Below are 21,242 nucleotides of genomic sequence, written 5' to 3'. Positions count from 1 at the left end.
GTCGCCGCCAGACCTACGACGTGCGGTTCTCGGAAGGCGTGTCTGACATCAGATGAGGCCATCTCTCCCGCCATCCGTAGATCTCAGCGGAGGAGACCTCGACGCTCTCTGCGTCGTAGCCCTCCAGGTCTTCACCATAGGCATCGACGAACGGCGCCCAATCGTCTAGCCACGTCAGAGGGTCATGGGCACCGCGGGCGTCAAGTATGTCGCCCGATGGCATCCGCACACCTGCATGGACCCATCCAACGACTCCGCCGTCCCCGTCTCCGACGGCTACGACCGGCAATCCGGTCACCTCGTGCAGAGCATCCGAAAGGAGATCGCACTCCCCTTCGGTGAACCGCTCTTCGAGCGCAGGGCTGAGATGAGATGTCCCCGACGCGTTCGGCCCGTTGACCGTCTCGGCCCCGACGATGGCACGAGCCGCAGAGAGCGCCAGAGCGTAGCGATCCCCCTGGTGCTCGAGGGAGTCGGCATCGCAGGGGGATCGCATGCGGCTCACGGTACCGAGCTGCGGACGCGTGGTCCGCGACCGTCAACCAGATCTACTTGTCGTCGGCCTTCAGGTTCTCGATCGCCGCGTCGTTCTCCGGGGACTCGATGCTCTCGGTGACGGCTGCCTCTTCGTTGACCTCTTCCTCGGAGGCGTCCCGAGGCTCGTCAGCGTGCGGGTTGACGTCCTGGTCTTCCTTGAGGTTCACGGGGACCAGGGGTACGGGGTAGCCGCCCTGTCCACCGAATGCGTTAGTCGTCATGGTGTCCTCCTCAGCGTCGTTGCGGATCGGTTCCCACATCCTCCCTTACCGTCGGCCTGGCGACACCCTGAACGGTCGCGTTGCGCCCCCGGCCAGTAGCTTGCAACGCCCCGGGCGCCTCTCCCTGTCGGCCTCGTTCGAACGATACGCGTGGCCTAGAACTTGCGGGGGTAACGTGCGCTTTGGTCGACTTATGCTGAAAGCCTGTTCTGCCAAATAGTTCATCCACGAGACTTGTACAAACCAGCAGCGCCCTGTTCCCAATACACCCATTCCGCACTACCCTGTCCCAAGGGCGTCGACCCAATCTCCGCCCTCAGATCTCGAGTCTTCTACGGCAGTGGGGCAACATTGTGGCATCAATCCATGACCAGGTACGAAGCGCAAGCAACGTTATTGAGCAGAACATTGAGGCGCATTCAGCGGATCGAGGTCTCCTCGCTCAGAACATGCTGAGCCAATTACGCAACCTGACGGAGGGCTTGATGCTCTGGGCCTTCAAGTCCGACGGCTCCAAAGACTACGACTACAACGAATTAGGTCCGGCGGTTGATTATTGCCGCGCAACAAGTCGATTTCGGATACTGAGTCGACTTCACGGACAACTGCAAGCCAGCACATCCCATTACACGCTAGACAAGGATCCGTCCGAGCGCCTCATGTTGAAGTACTACGAGTACTTGCTGAGGGTTCGCGACCTGTCAAGGACAGAATTCCAGCAAGAAATCCTTCAAAATCTTCAACAATTCCCAATTAACATCGATTCGGCAATGCGCGATTATCAAGAGAAGATCGCTGCACTCGTGGATCAGGTTCAAAGCTCGCCTGTGGGTGACCCGAGAACCGCACGATACTACGTCCACAGCTCCCGCCCCTTCTTTGTGGGTGGTCGAATCTACTACGAGATCACATTCTCGCTAGCTCATAATCGAACGAACAAATTCGACCGTAATATCGGATTCACCGACATCGACATGACTGACAAGTACGCCGCAAGCCTCGACCTGGTCTCAGGGGAGATTAGCGTGTTTTCGCAGCGCATGCCGATTACGGTGATTCGGTCGTGGGCCGTTTCAATCCGTCCTTGCGAGCTGACAAATTTCTCATCGCTTCTCACTGGCTCTTCCGGCAATGTCCGCACGTCGCAGCCTGAGTATCGAAACCTGATGTCGTATCTCACACAGACTCGCTCGAGCCTTCTCGACCTCGTTGACATGAGCGAACCGAGATTCAAAGCGGTTCGGGATTGGGCTGTTAAAGATTCGAAGACACCGACCTTGATTTTTAACTCGATCGAAAGTGCGCGCGAGATACTTCAAGCGGACAAGGCGGGTTCGAGGTTAATCCGCTATCTTTTACTTCGCATGCGGAACGAGGTGATTAAAGCTCAGTACGAGCCTGCGCCAAACTCATGGATGTCCGGACTGTATGTCAGCTCCCAGAGCCGACCATTCGACACCATGCCTCTTTGCACCTCTCCCAAAAGACATAAGCCTCGCTTCGCAGACTTGGCTGAGGTTTTCCGGTCGGAGGGACGCGAGCATGAGCTCCTGGCTCACAAAGTGACCACGAACGTCGAACAGAATGGCATCATTTACACTCCGGAGACGGAGCTCGAGCACATCGGTGATCTGGATGCCCTGATTTCGAGGTACAACCTCGCGTTGCCCCCTACGCCGAAACACGCGCCAAGGACTTTGGTTCGCGACAAAGGCCACGTTTTTATGGCTGGCTATGAAGACGGAACAGTAGACATAATTACGCAGGTTCAGGCATTTAGCACCTCCGGGGTGCCCAATCACAGTCAAGATGTATTGAATTGGATAAACGCGAATCCGAACGCCTTTGACGATCCGCTGAAATCTGCGGCGTTGACCTCGCTATTCGAGCACTCACGGGTTGCCCTGATATACGGAGCGGCCGGCACGGGTAAGTCGACCATGGTTAACCACATTTCGCAATATTTCACCGGCGAGAAAAAGCTTTTTCTTGCTCACACCAATCCGGCCGTTGACAATCTCAAGCGTCGCGTCGCCCATGAGGGATCGACGTTCAGCACCATTGCATCGCACACAGCTCGCGGGCAGTCCGGAATCAAGTACGACGTGCTGGTGATTGACGAATGCAGCACCGTGAGCAACGCTAGCTTGCTTAAAGTTCTGGAGTACACGTCCTTCGACAAGCTGGTTCTGGTCGGAGACGTTTACCAGATTGAGTCAATCGAGTTCGGCAATTGGTTCTCGACAATCCGCTCCTACATCCCGGCGGAGTCTGTTTTTGAGCTAACCAGACCATTCCGGACAAGCGACCCGGCGCTGCTCACCTTCTGGGAACGCGTCAGGAACCTAGACGACAAGATCGAAGAATCGATAGCGCGTAACGGATACGCAGCGGTTCTCGGCGACACACTTTTCCAGCCCCGCAGGCCGAACGAGGTAGTTCTCTGCCTCAACTATGACGGCCTCTATGGTATTAACAATGTAAATAGGTTCATGCAGGCAAGCAATCCGAACCCTCCCGTCATCCGTGATGGCGCAACCTTTAAGGCGGGCGATCCCGTACTGTTCTACGAATCGGACCGCTTCGGAGGCGTAATCTTTAACAACCTGAAGGGCAGGATCGTATCGATCGCTATCCATCCAGGGTTCACAACCTTCGAGATGGAGATCGACAGGAACGTCACTGCGGTCGACGTATTCGGGACACAGCTTCGATATATTCGAGATTCAATTGTCGAGTTCGACGTACTTGACCGTGGCAACACCGACGAGGACGACGACAGCTCGGAGACCATGATCCCATTCCAGATTGCGTATGCGGTTGCGATCCATAAGGCCCAAGGCCTAGAGTACGACTCCGTCAAAGTCGTGATCACGGATGCGAACGAGCAGAACATTTCTCATGCCATCTTCTACACAGCGATAACCCGGGCTCGAGAGCGACTGGAGATCTTCTGGACGCCAGAGGTTCAGCAACGCATGCTCGGTCGTTTGGCGGTCAGAGAAAACTCGAAGGATGAGCATCTTCTCCGTGCGCGGCGGGGTCTGCTCCAAGTAACGAAGCGCCCGAAGTTGGCCAACGCACGGACGGCTCCTTAGTTCCCGGGTGCGGCTGCCCTACTCCCCTCCTCCTCCTGGACGGGGAGAGTAGGGCCTCGATGCACCTCACAAGCTGCTCGCTTGTTGGTCGACAAGATCCGAGTTCAAGCGCGTTCCGGGACCCCGTGCCCTGGGTAGCCACAAGGAAAAGTCAGGCATAACCGGCCCCTGCAAGCTTGTTCCTCACATAGGCCGCACTTACGGAGCCGAAGTATGCAGCGTCGGGCCGACTCTGCAGTCGAGTCTTTCAACGTCGCGTACCGCTCACCTCCATTCATGACTGAACTGCCTGATCGTAGGCTTGAGCGCTTGCCGCTGTGACCGTAGGGTCGCTAATTTGCACTCAATGGATTGGAGCTTCGGTACCGATTGTCCGGACCAGCTCCGCGAGCGCCGAGTCCCGCGCGAACACCGGGATGACGTCGAGCGGCGCGTCGACCTCGACCCACACCCCACCGTCATACCGCTCCCCCGTCGCCAGCGACGTCCACGACGCCCCCGCCGGCAGGTACACCCGCCGCGTCCTCGCCCCAGCCTCCAGCACCGGAGCCACCAGCAACGACGGCCCGTACAAGAACTGGTCGGCCACATCCCACGCCGCAGCATCCTCCGGGAAGTCGTGGAACAACCCCCGCATCACCGGCTGCCCGTCAACATGCGCAGCCTCCATCAATCCCCGCGTGTACTCCCGCATCTCTTCGCGCAGATGCACGTACCGCGACAGGATCTCGTAGACCTCGTGCCCGTACGACCACAGCTCGTTGTCCGCGCCAGAGTTACAGCGCCGGCTCCCGTCAGCAGCCAACACCTCGTGCGACGGCCCGCGGTCCCCGTGCAGCCGCATCACCGGCATGAAGGTCCCCATCTGGAACCACCGCACCAGCAGCTCGTGGAATGCGGGGTCGTCGACCCGCCCGCCCCCGAACCCGCCGATGTCCGTCGTGAACCACGGGATCCCCGCGACCCCCATGTGGATCCCGGCCGTCACCTGCCGCCGCATCGACGGGAAGGACGAGTGGATGTCTCCCGACCACACGAGCGCCCCGTACCGCTGCGACCCGGCCCACGCGCACCGCACGAGGTTCACCGGATCGCTCTGCCCGTCAGCCACCTGCCCGTCGTACACAGCCCGTGAGAACAGCTGTGGATAGACGTTCCCCACCTCGAGCACCTGGCCGGCGTAGTACGAGTAGGCGCCGAACTCGAAGAAGGCGTACTCCGGCTCGGCCTCGTCGAGCCAGAACAGCTTGACGCCCGGATAGTTGACGCGCAGCTTCGCCCACAGCCACTCGCGCGCGGCAGGGTTGGTCACGTCGAGGAACCGGCTCGGTCCTTCGAAGCTCATCTGGATGTCCACACCCCGGTTCGACCGCACCAGGTACCCCAGGCGGTCGAGCTCGGCGAAGTTCTCCGACTCGAGGGACACCTGCGGCCACACCGACACCATGAGCTCGATGCCCATGCCCGCCAGCTCCGCGACCATAGCCTCCGGGTCCGGCCAGAACTCGTCCTCGAACCTGAAGTCGCCCATCTTGGGCCAGTGGAAGAAGTCCGCGACGATCACGTCCATCGGCAGCCCTCGCCGGTGGTGCTCGCGCGCCACCGTGAGCAGCTCCTCCTGCGAGGAGTACCGGAGCTTGCACTGCCAGAACCCAAGTCCGTGCTCGGGCATCATCGGCGCGTGCCCGGTGGCATTCGCGTAGTTCCGCGCGATGTCAGCAGGCGTGGCGCCGGCGGTCACCCAGTAGTCGATCTGCGTCGTCGACTCGGCCACCCACTCGGTGCGGTTGGTCGCGAAGGTCGCGCGCCCGATCGCCGGGTTGTGCCAGAGGAACCCGTACCCCGCGCTCGACATGACAAAGGGCACGGACACCTGCGAGTTGCGGTGCGCGAGCTCGACCGTCGACCCCTTGAGGTCGAGGAGGTCCTGCTGGTACTGCCCCATGCCGTAGAGCTTCTCGTCGCGCGCACCGACGAACGACACTCGCGCGCGGTGCGTCCCGCCGGGCAGCGCGTCGTAGTCGCGGGCCCGCAGCTTGAGGGCCCCGCCGTCCTCCTCCTCGGCGAAGAGCAAGGTTCCACGTGAATCGAAGAACTCGAGCCGGCACCGCGACCGGCTGTACTGCGCCTGCCAGTCGTAGTACTCCCGCGACGTCGCCACCACACGGATCTCGCCGTGGACGAGCGTCGCGACGTCCCCGTCGACGGTGACACTCACCCCCGACCCACGCCCCGCCGACTCACCCAGCCCAGCCGCAACCCCCTGCGGCAACAACGCCCAGTCGGTGTCGACCACCGGGCCGCCGAGCGCGGCGCGCACGCGCACCGAGTCGGCCCCCCAGGGCTCGATCACGACGGTCTCGCCGCTCCCTCTCCAGATCAGACGGTCGGTGTCGATGACGAACGCGTCAGGCACGTGCGGACTCCTTGCGGGTCGAAGAGGAAGGTCTCGTAGAGCTGGTCTGAGCACCGGTGAGGGACAGCTCCGCATCAGCGCGGGCATCCTGCACCGACGGAGCAGCAGGCTCGACGTCGGCAGGGCCGGCGGTGACCTCCCGGCCGCCACCGTCCCCGGCGCCGTCCGCACCGGGCTCGGTGCCGCCCGAGCCGCCGCCACCCGGACCGTCGGCGGACGCGCGCGGCAGCACGCCCGTCTGCCACACGTACCCGACGATCGCGAAGGCCGGGGCGACGACCCCGAACACGATCCCCAGGCCGGGCAGCACGTAGTACGCGCCGAGCGCGACGGCGAGCACCGCCGCGCACATGAGCGCGAGCAGCGGCCGCGCGATGGTGAGCACCGCGCTGCGTCGCAGGATGCGCCCGGGGCTCTCGGCGAAGTGCGCGTGCAGCACGAACACCGTCGAGCTCATGACGAGCAGCAGCAGCGTGAGCAGCCACAGCGCGCCCTGCAGCGCAGGCCCGGCGACGCCCATGTCGACGGCCCGGAGCAGGCGGTGGTCGTAGACGACCACCGCCCACCCCGCGGTGAGCACCACGCCGATGACGTTGGCGCTCACCAGCTCCGACCGCCACGCGGCATGGAACTCCCGCCACAGCGGGCCGCGGTCAGCCGTGCCGGCCCACCCGTCGGCCTGCATGCGGTCCCGGCGCAGCACCGCGAAGACCGCAGCAGTGGCCGGGTAGGCGCCGAAGACCACGGCACCGAGCAGCGTGTGGACGATCCACAGCAGCTGGAGGTACGCGAGCCGCAGACCGGCGTCGCCGATGCGGGTGTGCCACCCGAGGACGCGGTTCATCCCTTCACCGACCCGATCATGACGCCCTTCTCGAAGTACTTCTGCAAGAAGGGGTAGAGGATGATCACCGGCAGCGTGGACACCACGATGACGCCGTACTTGATCTGGTCCGCGAACTGCTGCCCGTACCCGCCACCCGTGCCACCGGCACCACCTGCTCCGCCGGCGAACGCCGTGTTCGAGATGAGGATGTCGCGCAGCACGATCTGCAGCGGCTGCTTGTCGTAGTCCCGGATGAAGATGAGACCGGTGAAGAAGTCGTTCCAGTGCTGGACGATGTAGTAGAGCATGATCACCGACAGGATCGCCTTCGACAGCGGGATCGCCATCTTGAAGAAGAACTGGAAGTGGTTGGCCCCGTCCAGCGTCGCCGCCTCGTAGAGCTCCTCGGGCAGCGAGTGCTCGTAGAACGCCCTCGCGATGATGAGGTTGTAGACGTTGAGGGCCGACGGCAGGATGAACACCCACATGTTGTTCAGCAGGCCGATCTCCTTGTACAGCATGTACGTGGGGATCAGACCGCCGTTGAAGAACATCGTGAAGGCGAAGAACAGCATGAGCGGACGACGGGCCGCGAAGTCGCGACGCGACAGCGCGTACGCCGCCGGGATCGTCACGAGCATGTTCACGGCCGTGCCGAGCACCGTGTAGATGAGCGTGTTCTTGTAGCCGTTCCAGATGCGGGAGTCATTGAGGATCTGCTCGTACCCGAACCAGTTGATGCCCTTGGGGATGAACGACACGTCGCCCGACTGCACCAGCGCGGGTGCGCTGATCGAGGCGATCATGACGAAGTAGATCGGGTACAGCGTCACGAAGACGATGACCACGAGGGACACCGAGACGAGCACCGTGAAGGCGATGTCGCCGGGCGTGCGGCTCCTCAGGCGTGTGAGCGTGCTCATGGGTTTCCCTTCACCACAGGCTCGTGTTGGAGACGCGTTTGGCGATCTGGTTGGTGATCACCAAGAACGTGAAGTTGATGGCCGTGTTGAACAGCCCGATCGCCGTGGAGTAGCTGAACTGCGAGCCGATGATCCCGATCTTGTACACGTAGGTCGAGATCACCTCCGAGACGGGGAGGTTCAGCGTGTTCTGCATGAGGAAGATCTTCTCGAAGCCCGCGTTGAGCACACCGCCCATGTTGAGGATGAGCAGCACGACCATCGTCGGCACCAGCGCCGGGAAGTCGATGTGCCGGATCACCTGGAACCTGTTGGCCCCGTCGATCCGCGCCGCCTCGTACAGCTGCGTGTTCACGCCGGCCAGCGCCGCGAGGTAGATGATCGAGTTCCACCCGCAGTGCTGCCACACCTCGGAGATCACGTACACCGGCACGAAGGTGCTGGTGCTCCCGAGGAAGTTGACCCCCTCGATCCCGAAGAACCCGAGGAACCGCGTGATGAGGCCCGTGCTCGGCGACAGGAACACCTGCAGCATGCCGACGATCACGACGATCGAGATGAAGTGCGGCAGGTACGTCGCGGTCTGCGTGAACCGCTTGCGACGCCGGCTGATCACCTGGTTGACCAGGATCGCGAGGATGATCGGTGCGACGAACCCGAACACCAGCGTCGTGAGGCTGATGGTCGCGGTGTTCCGCATGAGCGTCCAGAACTGGGGCGACTCGAAGAACTTGGTGAAGTACTTCAGGCCGACCCACTCACCGCCGGTGAGCCCCTTGGTGAAGTCGAACTCCCGGAACGCCAGCTGGATCCCGTACATGGGCCCGTAGGCGAACAGCGCGGTGAACCCGATGGCGGGCAGCAGCATGACCCACAGCTGCCACTGCCGCGAGAAGTGCCGCTTCACCCGCGGGCCGGCCCCGGTCGGCTTCCCGTTCTTCGCCACCTTCGCGGTCTTCGGTGGCTTGTCCAGCGTCAGTGCCATGACGAGCCCCTACTTCGACGCGATGTAGTCGTCGTAGTACTTCTGGTGCAGCTCGTCGTTCTGCGTGACACCCAGCGTCTCGAGCTGCGCGACGTAGTCGTCCCACTGCTCCTCGACGCCGCCGGAGGTGATCCACTCGGCGAACTTGGGCATCGCGACACCGAAGATCGCGGTGTTGTTGAGCGAGATGGTGCTGAGGTCCTCGGACGACATCTTGATGAACGGTCCGGGCCACACGTTCGCATCGACGTCGAGCGCGTCGAAGGCGGGCTGCAGCGGCACGGCGTCCTCGACGGCCTCGGCGAGGTCGCTCGGCAGCTCGACCTCGGCGTCCTCACGGATGTAGAACGCCCCGTTGTCCGCGAGGGACGACGTCCACTTCCACGTCGACGGGTCGAGGTTCGCGTCCGCGGGCGGCAGCACCTTGTACTCGGTGTCCGAGACCTTCTCGACGTTGGGTCCGATGTCCCCGAAGAGCTCCTGCATGGAGGTGTCCGCGCTGTACAGCTCGTTGACGACGCGCAGCACGGCGTCCTTGTTGGCCGCCTGCGCCGACATGGTCAGGTGGTTGCGCGTGAGGTTCTCGTAGTCGTAGGACCACGACGGGTCGGCCGACTGGCCGGCCTCGGCCATCAGCGGTGCCATCGGCGCGTACTGCTCGTACACGCCTGGGCCGAAGCGGTCCGAGCCGGACCAGCCCCACGAGAACCCGACACGGGCCTCGTCGCCCGTGCCGCGAGCCACCGACTGGTACGTCGAGTAGTCCTGCGTGAAGGCCTCCTCGCTGATGAGCCCGGCCTCCCAGCAGCGGTTGAGGAACGCCACGACGTCCTTGTAGCGCTCGTCCACGAAGAAGTTCGCGACCGTGCCGTCCTCGACGAAGATCCCCGAGCCGCCACCGCCCGAGATGGTCATGCCCGTGCTGCCGAGCAGCGCCGTCGGCTGGAAGTACCCGAAGCCCGTGGTGCCCACCGGCGAGAAGTCGAGGGGGATCTCGTCCGCCTGGCCGTTGCCGTTGGGGTCGCCCTCCTTGAAGGCGACGAGCACGTCGTACAGCTCGTCCCAGGTGGTCGGGGCCTCGAGGCCGAGGGTGTCGAGCCACTGCTGGTTGATGTACTGGTGCGTGATCGCCTGCGGCCAGAACCGCTTGTACGACGGCAGCGAGTACACCGGGCCCTCGAGCGACGTGGCCATGGCCTGCGCACCGTCGACCTCGTCGAACATCGCCTGCACGTTGGGCAGGGCCTCCATGTCGTCGCCCAGGTCCTCGAAGAGCGTGCCGAAGGTCGCGAGGTCGGAGTCGGTGATCGCGTTCGGGCCGATGATGAGGTCGGGCACGTCACCGGCGGCCAGTAGCGGGTTCTTCTTCTGGTCCCAGTCGGCCGAGACCTCTTCCCAGCGGATCGTGACGTCGGCCTTCTCCTCGAGCTCGGTGACCCAGGCCATCTCGCTCATCGGCTTGGTGAGCGGGTGCTTGGTCACGAGGATCGTCACCTCGTTGCCGTCGCCGGAGCCGGCCTCGGAGCCTCCCCCGCCGCAGGCGGACAGGACCAGGGACGCCGTCGCCATGAATGCCACGGTGACCGCGGCCTTCCGCGATCGGGCGCTTCGGTGCTGGGACATGGGTCTCCTCCTTGAGACACGCGCCGACGCTGGCGCGGGTGGGTGTGCAGCAGTGCAGTGGGGTGCAGCGGGGGTTGAGCGGGTACGGCAGAGGTACAACGGTCGAGAGGTACAGCGGCGGTGCGGCACTTCGGTCGAGCGGTCAGTGGTCGTGCAGTCCAGCAGTCGAGCGGTCGTGCGGTGCGGCGGACCGGCCCCGGAGAGCCGGGCCGTCAGGTCTGGGTGGGCAGCCACACCCGCATCGCGCCCGGGGCAGCGTTGCCCCAGGTGGAGAACGGGATGGCCGGGACGGTGAAGGTCTGGGCGTCGGACGTCGTGTCGCCCGGCGCTGTGTAGAGACCGCCGGTGGCCGACGCGGTGGTCACGGTGACGTGCAGCTCGCGCGGCCCGACCTCGACGGGTGCGTCGGCGGTGAGGACGAGGTCGTCGACGATCGCTCCCTCGGGCAGGCTGGCCTGCTCGATGCAGAAGACGACGGGCCCGCGCTCGAGGGCGAGGCACCCGCGCACGGCGTCCACCTTGTGGTGACCGCGCGTCCAGCGTGGGGTGACGTCGAGCTCGAGCGTGTACGTCGCGCCCTCGGCGAGGTCGACGTGCGCGTAGCCGTCGTCGTCCGCGGCGACCGGCCCGTCGGGCGTCGTGAGCGTGCTCGCTGCCGACCAGCTCGGTACGCGGACCGCGAGGCGAGCGCCAGGCTCGACGCGGCCGTGCACGGTGATCTCGACGGTCGCGCCCGCCGGGTACGTGGTCTCGACGCGCAGCACCCCATCGCCGAGGTGGCCGGGGAGGTCGATTTCCGCGGCGGCGATCTGGTGCAGCCACAGCTCGCCGGGAGCGTCTCCGCCAGACTCCGAACCGCCGGTGGTCGACGCGACGTACGACGACATCTGCGCGACGGTCCGCGCGATGTTCGGCGGGCAGCAGGCGCAGGCGTACCAGGGGGTGCGCTCGCGCGGGGCGTTCTCCTCGGAGAACCGGTCCGGGCGCTGCTGGAGCGGGTTGGAGTAGAAGAACTTGGTGCCGGTGGCGTCGATCGACGCGGCGAGGGCGTTGTGCACCTCGCGCTCGATGGTCTCGGCGTAGGCCGCGGTGCCCGCGGTGCCGCCGGCGAGCAGCATGCGCCAGGTCCAGTGCAGGTCGGCGATGGTCGCGCAGGTCTCGGCGTAGGCGCGCTCGCTCGGGAGCTCGTAGTCGTCGCCGAAGGCCTCGTCGCGGTGCCGCGAGCCGAAGGCCCCGGACAGGTACATCTTGCGCTCGTGCACGCTCGACCACTGGGCGTCCATCGCGGTCAGGAGCGTCGCGTCGCCGTTCTCGAGGAACGCGTCGGTGACCCCGGCGTTGAGGTACAGCTGGCGGACGGCGTGCCCGACGGCGTCGGACGCCTCGCGGACCGGCGCGTGGTCCTGGAAGTACCGGGCACCGAGGCCGCCGACCTTGAGCAGGCCGGTGCCGCGCAGGTCGATCATCCGCACGGCGAGGGTGAGGTACCGCTGCTCGCCGGTGTGGCGGTAGAGCTCGACGAGGGCGGTCTCGATCTCGGGGTGCCCGCAGATGCCGTCGTCGCGGCCGGGGCCGAAGCGGCGGTCGACGAGGTCGACGAACGCCCGGGCGATGTCGAGCAGGTCGTGGCGCCCGTTGGCGCGGTCGAGGGCGACGGCCGCCTGGACCATGTGGCCCAGCACGTACATCTCGTGGGTCCACTCGAGCTCGGCGAACTTCTTCTCCGGGTGCACGCCCTGGATCCAGCTCATGACGTAGCCGCTGGGCTCCTGCGCGCGGCCCACCAGGCCGATCACGCTGTCGAGCCAGGCGTCGTGCTCGGTGGTGCCGGTGCGGGCGATCTCCCACGCGACGGCCTCGATGACCTTGTAGAGGTCCGAGTCGGCGAAGACGAAGCCCCGGTACTCGGCGCCCGACTCCCCGACCACGCGGCGCAGGTTGTCGATGACGCCGGAGGTCTCGAGGTTCTCGATGCAGTGCGGGATGGTCGCGGCGGCGTTGAGCGTCTGCCAGTCGGCGAGGGTCCCGGTGGTGAGGCGGACGGAGCGCAGGTCGAGCGGGCGGTGCGCGGCGACGTCGGCGACCGGCAGTGCCGGTGCGGCGCTCGCGAGGGGCGCGGTCGTGGGAGCAGGAAGAGCTGTCACGGGTTCAGGTCCTTCATCGTTGAAGTGGCTGACTGGAGTCTGGACCCGTTGGTTCAGCGTTGTCAACCATGAGACAAGAACGAGATCCAGACGTGACGAGACCGAGACCCACCGCGCGCAACCACACCGAGCGCGCCCGCCCTCATGCTCGTGGCGCGTGCGCACAGCCCTCCCTAGAGGGGCGCGTGGGCGCGCCTCGGGCATGAGATGGGACGGCGTCAGGTGGAGGTGGTCGAGTCCCGGACGACGAGGTCGGCGCCGGTGTGGACGTGGCGACCCGGGCCCTCGAGGCCGTCCATGCGCTCGACGAGCATCGACACGGCGCGCTCGACCATCTCGGGCTTGCGGGGGCTGACCGAGGTGAGCGACGGGACGGTGAACTCACCCTCGTCGGTCGCGTCGAAGCCGGTCACGGCGACGTCCTCGGGGACCCGTCGGCCGTGGCTGCGCAGCGCGCGCAGCGCTCCTACGGCGATCGCGTCGTTGACGCACAGCGCCGCGTCGAAGCGCACCCCGGATCGCAGCAGCGCGACCATCGCCTCGTAGCCCGAGGTGCGGCGGTCCCAATCGGAGCCGCTCGCGTAGAGCGACGGGTCGAGCGCGACGCCGAACTCCCCGATGGCCTGCCGGTAGCCGTCGTAGCGGTCGCCGGACGGCAGCTCGCCGTCGGGCGAGTTCCACACGAGGGCGATCCGCCGACGGCCCGACTCGAGCAGGTGACGCGCCGCGAGGTACGCGCCCTCGCGCTCCCCCATGACGACGCAGTCCAGCCGGTCGATCGGCTTGCCGCCGAGCTGCACGACGGGACGGCTGAGCGTCACGCCCTCGATCATCTCGTCGACGAACTCGTGCGGGCAGATGATGACCCCGTCGACGTCGGGCGTGCTGGTGCCGAGCACCGCGGCGCGCTCGGCCTCGATGTCCGGGGCGATGCGCAGCGTCGTCGTGTAGCCGTGCGCCTCGAGGGCGAGGATCGCCCGCTCGGCCATCTCCGCGAAGTACGGCTGGTAGAGCATCGGCACCACGACGGCGACGCGGCCCGTGCGCCCGGACACCAGGCCGCGCCCCGCCTGGTTCACCACGTAGCCGACCTCGGCCACGGCCGCCTGGACGCGCTCGCGCGTCGCGGGCGAGACGCCGGGCCGCTCGAGCAGCACGTTCGAGACGCTCTTGGCCGAGACGCCCGCGACTGCCGCGACGTCGGCGAGCGTGGGCCGCCTCATCGGAGCCCCGCCCCGAGCGTCGACTCGCGGCGCACCAGCTCGACCGGCGAGATGACGCGGCGGGCCGTCTCGCCGCCGGTGCCTGCGAGCCTGTCGGCGAGCAGCTCGACGGCGGAGCGGGCGAGCCGGGCCGCCCCGGGGTCGACCGTGGTGAGCGACGGCGTCGAGAAGGACGCGTCGTCGAGGTTGTCGAAGCCGATGATCGCGACGTCGTCGGGCACGGCGACCCCGGCCTCGACGAGCGCGTAGAGCGCGCCGAGGGCGAGCTCGTCGCTGCCGCAGAGCAGCGCGTCCGTCTCGGGCGCCCGGGCGAGGAGGTCGCGGGCGGCGCGTGCACCGTCGGCCCTCCCGACCACGCCGTCGACCCGCGGGACCGCCGGCGCGATCCCCGCGGCAGCCAGGGCGGCGGTCATCGCGTGGTTGCCCTGGCGCGTCCGGTCCTGCCCGACGAGCGCCGGACGCGAGCGCCCCATCACCACGAGGTGCCGGGCGACGAGCGACGCGGCCTCGACGAGGTCGGAGTCGACCGAGTCGACCGTGACGGTCGGCTCGTGGTGCACCAGGACCACGGGGTCGGTCGGGCGCAGGCCCGCGAGGACGTCGGACGGGCGGTCCGGGTCGCCGGGGTGGTCGGTGGGGTGGTCGGCCGCCGGGCCGATGAGGACGATCCCGTCGTAGAGCCGCCCGCGGGCGGCGAGCAGCGCGGCGAGGCGGTCGGGCTGGTCGTGCGTGGGCTCGACGGTCGCCTGGAGCCCGCGGCGGTTGAGCTCGGAGACGACGGCCTCGGTGATCATCGACAGGTACGGGCGGCGCAGCTCGGGGACGCCGACGCCGATCACGCCGGTCCGCCCGGTGCGCAGCGTGCGGGCGCTGCCGTTGGGGACCCACTCGAGCTCGGCGATGGCCGCGCGGACGCGGCGGACCACCTCGGGGCGGGTGTGCGGCTCGAGGTTGACGACACGCGACACGGTCTTCACGGACACCCCGGCCAACGCCGCAACATCGCGCATCGTCGCTGCCATGGGCTCCATCGTAGGGCTGAGCAGGGGCGACGGCGTGGGGTGGGTGCGGGTGAGACGGCGGTCGGGTGGGGAGCATGCCGCTCGCCGGCCCCGGGGCGCGGGCCACCCCCGGGAGGGGTGACACATCGGACCGCGGTTGTTAACGTTCACAGACCGCACCCCTCACGAGGAGCTCACGCATGGCAAAGACGCCGTCACCCCGACCCCCCATGGGCTGGAACAGCTGGGACTGCTACGGGACCACCGTCACGGAGGCCGAGGTGCTCGCCAACGCCGAGCACATGGCGCAGCACCTGCTGCCCTTCGGCTGGGACACCGTGGTCGTCGACATCGACTGGTCCGACCCGACCGCCCGGTCCCACGGGTACAACGAGGGCGCGCCGTTGCACCTCGACGACCTCGGTCGCCTCGCACCCGACCCCGAGCGCTTCCCGAGCTCGGCCGGCGGCGCGGGCTTCGCGCCGCTCGCCGAGAAGGTCCACGCCCTCGGGCTGAGGTTCGGCATCCACGTGATGCGCGGCATCCCGCGGCTCGCGACGGGCGCTGCGTCGCCCGTGGAGGGCACCGAGGTCACCGCCGCCGACGTCGCGGACCAGACCAACCGCTGCGAGTGGAACCCGCACATGGACGGGCTGCGCCACGAGCACCCGGGCGCGCAGGCGTACTACGACTCGGTCGTCGCGCTCTACGCCTCGTGGGGCGTCGACTTCATCAAGGCCGACGACATGCTCTGGCCGTACCAGGCCGCCGACATCGAGGCGTTCTCGCTGGCCATCGAGCGCTCCGGCCGCCCGATCGAGCTGTCGCTGTCCCCCGGGCGCGACCTCTCGCTCACCCGCCTCGACCACCTGCGCGAGCACGCGACCATGTGGCGCATCTGCGACGACCTCTGGGACGTGTGGGAGGACGTCGAGGCCAACTTCGCGCGCTTCGCCCGCTGGGCGCCCGTCGCGAGCGAGCACGGCTGGCCCGACGGCGACATGCTGCCGCTCGGTCATGTCGGCATCCGCGCCGAGCGCGGCGAGCCACGCGACTCCCGGCTGACGGCGGCGGAGCGGGTCACGTTGATGACGCTGTGGGTCGTCGCGCGGTCCCCGCTGATGATCGGTGGCGACCTGCCGACGTCGTCGCCCGAGACGCTCGCGCTGTTCACGAACGCGGACGTGCTCGCACTGCTGGAGTCGCGCGGGTCGCGGGAGGTGTTCCGCGAGGGCGACCTGGTGCTGTGGACCGCGGACGACAGCGACGGGGCTGGGTGGGTCGCGGCCTTCAACCTCGGGTCTCAGCCGCTGAGCGTCGCGCTCGATGCCGGAGACGTCGGGGTGCCGACGGACGGGAGCGCGCGGGTGCGCGAGCTGTGGACCGGCGAGGAGGTCGCGACGCACCAGGTGACGGTGCAGAGCGACGCGGCGCGTGGGGTGGCGCCGGGGAGCGTGGCGATCCCGGTGACCATCGAGGGGCACGGGGCTCGGTTGCTGCGGTGGGAGGCGCCTGTCAGCTCGTCGTAGAGCGCCGCCGAGGATCCCCTCGGCCCGTGCCCGCCTGACGACGGCACCGCACCGCGCTGCAAGACGAGGGCGTCTCACTGTCACCGACGGGCCTCGCTCGCGTCGCTGGCAGCGAGGCGATCTGGAGAGTCCACCCGCTCGTGACGTGACAGCCTGAGGACCCTCGTCGATGTACAGGCAAGGGCACTCGCACACGGCGGGAGGGATGCCGCGGACGAGGTGGGGCACAGCGATGTTCTCGACATTCTTCACGACGAACTACCCCCCTGCGCTCCGTCTCGCGGAGCGACGGCTGAGCTCTCGGGACGACGCGGAGGAGGTCGTCACCGAGGCGTTCCGCATCATGTGGGAACGATCGGTCGCCGGAGGGTCGTTGAGCGTGCCGTGGCTGTACGGCGTGCTCCGCAACCTCGTCGGCAACGAGTACAGACGGCGCCTGCGCTCCGCGGAGCTGCGCCGGACGCTCGCCGACGACCTGCGGATCGTCCGCCCTCGAGCGGACGACGCATGCCTCGATGTCCGTGACGCCCTTCTACGGCTCCCCCCTCTGCACCGAGAGGTGCTGGTCATGACCTACTGGGGACGCCTGACCGACCACGAGATCGCAGGAGCGCTCGAGATCACCCCGGCTGCCGTCCGCAGCCGGCTGACTCGTGCGCGTGCACTCCTGAGGAGCACCCTCCTCGCCGATCCCGTCACGGAGAACAGGCTCACCGTCACGTGACCCTCGCTGGCCTGAAGCGGTCCTGGCACCCAGGACCTCTGACCCGGCAGGTGGTCGGACGTGCCAGCCGCGCACGCGAGTACAGGCACTCGCAGGGTGAAGGTCTCGAGGCATGTAAGGAACGGGCACACATGGACAACTCTGTGAGCATGAAGCACCAGCACACGGTGGACCTCAAGACCACGAAGGTCTTCACGGCACTCTTCGAAGACCACTACGACCGCGTCGTCAGGTTCGTGGTGCGTCGCGTCGACAACGAGGCGGACGCCACCGAGCTCGCCGCCGAGACGTTCCGCCGCGCCTGGGAGCTCAGCCGCCGCGAAGGCCGCGTCCCGTCACCAGCATGGTTGTTCGCGACCGCGCGACACACGGTCGGAGATCTCTACAGGTCTCGTGAGCGAGCATCGAGGCTCGAGGCGGGGCTCTGCGACCGAACCTCCCTACCACCGACCGACGACGCAGCAGACGACGTCCTGCAGGCGCTGTCAGCACTGTCGACGACCGACCGAGAGTTGCTCCAGCTCCGGTACTGGGACGACCTGACCGTCTCCGAGATCTCCCACCTCCTGGAGGTCTCGGCGTCCACGCTCTGGGTACGCCTCCACCGCGCACGACGTCGCTTCGCCGACCACTACACGCAGACCGAGCAGAGGACAGCATCATGAGACCCGTCGAGCGGCTCCGAGCAGCCAGTCCCGTCCCCCGAGACCGCAGCGGGCACCGGCGTCCCACCCTGGACGCCGTCGTCCCTGGTCTCCAACGCGCCGCTGCCGGCCCGACCACGGCGAGCCCACACCGCAGGGGGCGCCCTGCAGTGCTCGCGGCCGCAGCATGCCTGGCAGTCACGATCGTCGCTCTGGTCGCGGTCCCACGACTGCTCGAGCCGGACGCACCTCTGGCCGACTCGGCGTACTACGAGAGCTTCGAGCAGCTGGAGTCGGCGTCCGCGAACCTGGTCGCCGCCACGGTCATGACAGACGCACGAGTCGTCGTCGAAGGCAACGACATGGTCTCTTACACGGTATCCGTCGCAGCCGTCACCGGCGACGGACGAGAGGGCCAGATCGACGTCCTCGTCCCCGCTGTAGCCGATGGGATCGAACCCACCGCGGAAGCAGAGCCACTGCAGGTCGGCCAAGAGTACGTACTGGCCCTCTCACCCCTCGGAGACCGCTGGCAGCTCACGTCACCGGCGGGCCAGAGCGCCTTCCTGGTCCACGGCGACCAGGTCGGTGCCAGTCTTGACGGCTCTCTGACGGTCAGCCCAGCAGCGGCAGAGGCCCTCGGGCTTCGGTGAGCGAGCCGGACGGGAGGCGCCGCTGCACGCCATCCCGTCCGGCAGCCGCTCAGCTGGGCTCCGCGACCAGCTCACGGATCGCGTCGAGAGTGTCGACGTCGCCAAGACCGGAGTCCGGCTCGACCGCCGTCACAGAGTCCCCCTCGACCTCGAAGAGACCCTGAGCGGGATTGATCAGGTCGAACCGACCAGCCCCGGTGTCGTTGAGGAGCACGACCACCTCCGTCGCCGCGACCTGCTCGAGCAGCGTCGTGCTCTCCTCGTCGTACTGGACGTCGTCGTATCGCCCACCGAGCTGCGACACCTCGATGACGTCTCCGACCTGGAGGTCCCCCTTCAGCACCTCGGTGACCTCGACCCGGCTCACGGTGATGACGACCGCCATCTCGTCGAGGTCCTCCTGCGACACGTCGACTCCGTCCTGGGGGTTCGTCTCGGCATCGCCACCGGCGTCGACAATGGGGTAGAGGAGGTCGACCTCGGAGCTGATGTACACACCCCTGACCACCGCGTCGGCCTCGTCTCCAGCAGCCTCAAGCGAGTCGTAGACCGGGTAGTCCGCACTCAGGGTCACGGAGTCGTCACCGCCTGCTGCGGACCCGTCGACGTCCGGTGCCGAGCAGCCTGCGACGGTCAGCGCGGCGACTGCGGCGGTCGCAGCAAGGGCTGTCTCGAGTCGCGTGCGCATCAGTAGATCCTCTTCACTTCGGAGATGTCGTACGCCTGCGGCTTGATGACCGTGGTGCGGTTCCGGCTGTGCTTCATGAGAGACGCCTTGGTCGTGTCCGGGTTGTCGGACAGGCTGAGCGCGTGGCCCAGCTCGTGCGTCGAGGTGCTGTTGATCCATGCGGTGAGGTTGCCGCCGGCGTTGTCCGAGAGCGTCCGCGCGTTGATCTTGATCGAGAACACACGGTTGATCCCGCGCACGCCCGACGGCGAGTACAACCCGTACCACGACTCGTTGTAGCGGCTCGCCGTCATCGTCGCGGCCGCGGTCGTGGTCTTGCCGATCGAGACCCCGGTGCCCGAGGTGTTGTTCCACCGGGCTCTGGAGTCGTTGAAGTGCTGCGTCCACTGGTCGTTGACCGCGACGTAGCGGACGTTGAAGGTCGTCTTGGGCATGCCACCGGCGTAGTAGTCCGCGTGCGCGGGTAGCCCAGAGGTGACTACCAGGCAAGCGGCCAGCAGCACCGAGCTCGCTGTCAGCCGAGTCCGGCGGCGGGCCGTCCACGGTCGATCGTGGTCGTTCGAGGTCATCGTCTCTCGTCCTCTCGTCTCGGGGACAGAGCGTCCCCTCGACCGCCTCGTTGGGCGACGGCGACCTTCCGTGACCGCGCAGCGGACATCGTGATCACTTCGTGACCTCTGGCGCGCCGTCCCGCGACGGGAGATGCCCGGCCTGCGCAACCACCTCCCCGCGGTCACCGGTGCGAGTCGGCGACCTTCACGGGTCAGCTCGAGGTGGATCTGGCGGCGGCCCTGGTACCGCTCGACGAAGCGTCGTCTCCCGGCTGGGCCAGCGGGGCGTCAGCGTGTCCCCACGACAGAGAACAGCTAGGCCCCGTCGTGCAGCATCTCCCGCACCAGCGGCACGACCTTGGTCCCGTACAGCTCGAGGCTGTTGAGCAGCTTGCCGTGCTCCATCGGCCCGTTGGCGTACTTGAAGTCGAAGCGGTCGAGGTCGAGGCCCTTGACCACACGGACGATCTTCTTGGCGACCGTCTCGGGGGACCCGATGAAGTACGCGCCCTCGGGGCCGACCTGCGCGCGGAACTGGCCCTCGCCCATGGCACGGCCGCCGCGCTCGAGGGCGATCTTGGAGAAGTACTTGCCGATGAGCGGCCAGGAGTCCTCCATCGCCTGCTCGTCGGTCTCGGCGATGTACCCGGGGGCGTGGACGCCGACGGGCTGGAGCGGCTTGCCGAACTCGCCGAGGGCGCGGCGGTACAGGTCGGTGAACTGCTTGAAGGCCAGCGGGTCACCACCGATGATGGCGAGCATGAGCGGCAGGCCGTAGCCGGCGGCGCGCACGACGCTCTGCGGGCTGCCGCCGACCGCGATCCAGGCGGGGAGCAGGCCGTTCTCGACGTGCGGGAACACCTCCTGGTCCGTGAGCGACCGGCGGGTGGTGCCGGACCACGTGACGGGGTTCTGCTCGCGGACCTTCATGAACAGGTCGAGCTTCTCCTCGAAGAGCTCCTCGTACTGCTGCAGGTCGTAGCCGAACAGCGGGAAGGACTCGATGAAGGAGCCGCGCCCGAGGATGACCTCGGCACGCCCGTTCGAGATCGCGTCGATGGTCGCGAAACGCTGGAACACGCGGATGGGGTCGTCGCTCGACAGCACGGTGACCGCAGACCCGACGCGGATGCGCTCGGTCTTGGCGGCGATGGCGGTGAGGACGGTGTCGGGCGCGGAGATGGAGTAGTCGGCGCGGTGGTGCTCGCCGATACCGATGAAGTCGAGGCCCACCTGGTCGGCGAGGACACCCTCTTCGACCACGTCACGGATCACCTGCGCGTGGCTCTTGAGCGTCCCGTCGGGCCCGGGGGTGACGTCGCCGAAGGTGTCGATGCCGAATTCGAGTGCGTTGCTCATGTCCGTCTCCTGCTCGCCGGTGCCGACGCCCCGCCGACACACCCCACAGTAGTTGATGCTTCAACCAAATGCGACCCGTACCCATGCTCGGGGCGCG

Annotated in this window: 18 protein-coding genes; 5 read left to right on the top strand and 13 right to left on the bottom strand. The window is 67.0% G+C overall.

Annotated features, from left to right (window positions below):
- Positions 1-13: 13 nt before the first annotated feature.
- Both SKED_RS01420 and SKED_RS19870 read right to left on the bottom strand, forming a co-directional pair.
- A complete protein-coding gene (locus SKED_RS01420; RefSeq protein ID WP_012865328.1) occupies positions 14-496 on the bottom strand; it encodes a hypothetical protein in 483 nt (160 codons plus the stop codon).
- Positions 497-548: 52 nt separating this feature from the next.
- Complete coding sequence (locus tag SKED_RS19870) at positions 549-758, bottom strand: hypothetical protein (protein WP_143755612.1); 210 nt, start codon at positions 756-758, stop codon at positions 549-551.
- 353 nt (positions 759-1,111) lie between these two features.
- On the opposite strand from SKED_RS19870, the gene SKED_RS01415 reads away from it, so the two are divergent.
- Positions 1,112-3,856, top strand: coding sequence for an ATP-dependent DNA helicase (locus SKED_RS01415; protein ID WP_012865326.1), 2,745 nt, complete (start codon positions 1,112-1,114; stop codon positions 3,854-3,856).
- Between the two features lie 343 nt (positions 3,857-4,199).
- Here SKED_RS01415 and SKED_RS01410 read toward each other — a convergent pair whose 3' ends face one another.
- The 8 genes from SKED_RS01410 to SKED_RS01375 all read right to left on the bottom strand — a co-directional run bounded on the left by SKED_RS01410 (position 4,200) and on the right by SKED_RS01375 (position 15,018).
- Positions 4,200-6,272, bottom strand: coding sequence for a glycoside hydrolase family 31 protein (locus tag SKED_RS01410; RefSeq protein WP_012865325.1), 2,073 nt, complete (start codon positions 6,270-6,272; stop codon positions 4,200-4,202).
- A complete protein-coding gene (locus SKED_RS01405; RefSeq protein WP_012865324.1) occupies positions 6,265-7,116 on the bottom strand; it encodes a YesL family protein in 852 nt (283 codons plus the stop codon). The genes SKED_RS01410 and SKED_RS01405 overlap by 8 nt, the downstream gene beginning before the upstream one ends.
- Complete coding sequence (locus tag SKED_RS01400) at positions 7,113-8,021, bottom strand: carbohydrate ABC transporter permease (protein ID WP_012865323.1); 909 nt, start codon at positions 8,019-8,021, stop codon at positions 7,113-7,115. Before SKED_RS01400 ends, SKED_RS01405 begins: the two co-directional genes overlap by 4 nt.
- A gap of 10 nt (positions 8,022-8,031) precedes the next feature.
- Positions 8,032-9,006 carry an ABC transporter permease gene (locus SKED_RS01395; protein WP_012865322.1) on the bottom strand — a complete coding sequence of 325 codons (975 nt, stop codon included), beginning with the start codon at positions 9,004-9,006 and terminating at the stop codon, positions 8,032-8,034.
- Positions 9,007-9,015: 9 nt separating this feature from the next.
- A complete protein-coding gene (locus SKED_RS01390) occupies positions 9,016-10,629 on the bottom strand; it encodes an ABC transporter substrate-binding protein (protein WP_012865321.1) in 1,614 nt (537 codons plus the stop codon).
- A gap of 212 nt (positions 10,630-10,841) precedes the next feature.
- Positions 10,842-12,773 (bottom strand): glycoside hydrolase family 127 protein, encoded by a 1,932-nt coding sequence (locus tag SKED_RS01385; RefSeq protein ID WP_012865320.1) that lies wholly within the window; start codon positions 12,771-12,773, stop codon positions 10,842-10,844.
- A 218-nt stretch (positions 12,774-12,991) separates the two neighbouring features.
- Positions 12,992-13,996, bottom strand: a complete 1,005-nt coding sequence (locus SKED_RS01380) for a LacI family DNA-binding transcriptional regulator (RefSeq protein ID WP_012865319.1) — start codon at positions 13,994-13,996, stop codon at positions 12,992-12,994.
- The gene (locus tag SKED_RS01375) at positions 13,993-15,018 is read right to left on the bottom strand and encodes a LacI family DNA-binding transcriptional regulator (RefSeq protein ID WP_012865318.1); all 1,026 of its coding nucleotides are present in this window, start codon (positions 15,016-15,018) and stop codon (positions 13,993-13,995) included. Before SKED_RS01375 ends, SKED_RS01380 begins: the two co-directional genes overlap by 4 nt.
- A gap of 179 nt (positions 15,019-15,197) precedes the next feature.
- On the opposite strand from SKED_RS01375, the gene SKED_RS01370 reads away from it, so the two are divergent.
- From SKED_RS01370 to SKED_RS01355, 4 genes are all read left to right on the top strand, one after another.
- Positions 15,198-16,526 (top strand): glycoside hydrolase family 27 protein, encoded by a 1,329-nt coding sequence (locus SKED_RS01370; RefSeq protein ID WP_012865317.1) that lies wholly within the window; start codon positions 15,198-15,200, stop codon positions 16,524-16,526.
- Positions 16,527-16,758: 232 nt separating this feature from the next.
- Complete coding sequence (locus SKED_RS01365) at positions 16,759-17,250, top strand: RNA polymerase sigma factor (RefSeq protein WP_012865316.1); 492 nt, start codon at positions 16,759-16,761, stop codon at positions 17,248-17,250.
- A complete protein-coding gene (locus SKED_RS01360) occupies positions 17,247-17,915 on the top strand; it encodes an RNA polymerase sigma factor (RefSeq protein WP_143755611.1) in 669 nt (222 codons plus the stop codon). Before SKED_RS01365 ends, SKED_RS01360 begins: the two co-directional genes overlap by 4 nt.
- 149 nt (positions 17,916-18,064) lie before the next feature.
- A complete protein-coding gene (locus SKED_RS01355) occupies positions 18,065-18,547 on the top strand; it encodes a hypothetical protein (RefSeq protein ID WP_012865314.1) in 483 nt (160 codons plus the stop codon).
- Between the two features lie 49 nt (positions 18,548-18,596).
- Here the strand turns inward: SKED_RS01355 and SKED_RS01350 are convergent, their stop codons facing one another.
- The 3 genes from SKED_RS01350 to SKED_RS01340 form a co-directional block, all read right to left on the bottom strand.
- On the bottom strand, positions 18,597-19,235 hold the full coding sequence (locus SKED_RS01350; RefSeq protein WP_012865313.1) for a hypothetical protein: 639 nt from the start codon (positions 19,233-19,235) through the stop codon (positions 18,597-18,599).
- Positions 19,235-19,669 carry a zinc metalloprotease gene (locus SKED_RS01345; RefSeq protein WP_012865312.1) on the bottom strand — a complete coding sequence of 145 codons (435 nt, stop codon included), beginning with the start codon at positions 19,667-19,669 and terminating at the stop codon, positions 19,235-19,237. The genes SKED_RS01350 and SKED_RS01345 overlap by 1 nt, the downstream gene beginning before the upstream one ends.
- A gap of 432 nt (positions 19,670-20,101) precedes the next feature.
- Positions 20,102-21,145 carry an LLM class flavin-dependent oxidoreductase gene (locus SKED_RS01340; protein WP_012865311.1) on the bottom strand — a complete coding sequence of 348 codons (1,044 nt, stop codon included), beginning with the start codon at positions 21,143-21,145 and terminating at the stop codon, positions 20,102-20,104.
- Positions 21,146-21,242 lie beyond the last annotated feature (97 nt).

Source organism: Sanguibacter keddieii DSM 10542, from assembly GCF_000024925.1.
Taxonomy (GTDB): Bacteria; Actinomycetota; Actinomycetes; order Actinomycetales; family Cellulomonadaceae; genus Sanguibacter; species Sanguibacter keddieii.
Note: the sequence above shows the minus strand (reverse complement) of the source record. Positions and strands in the feature narration are given on the sequence as shown.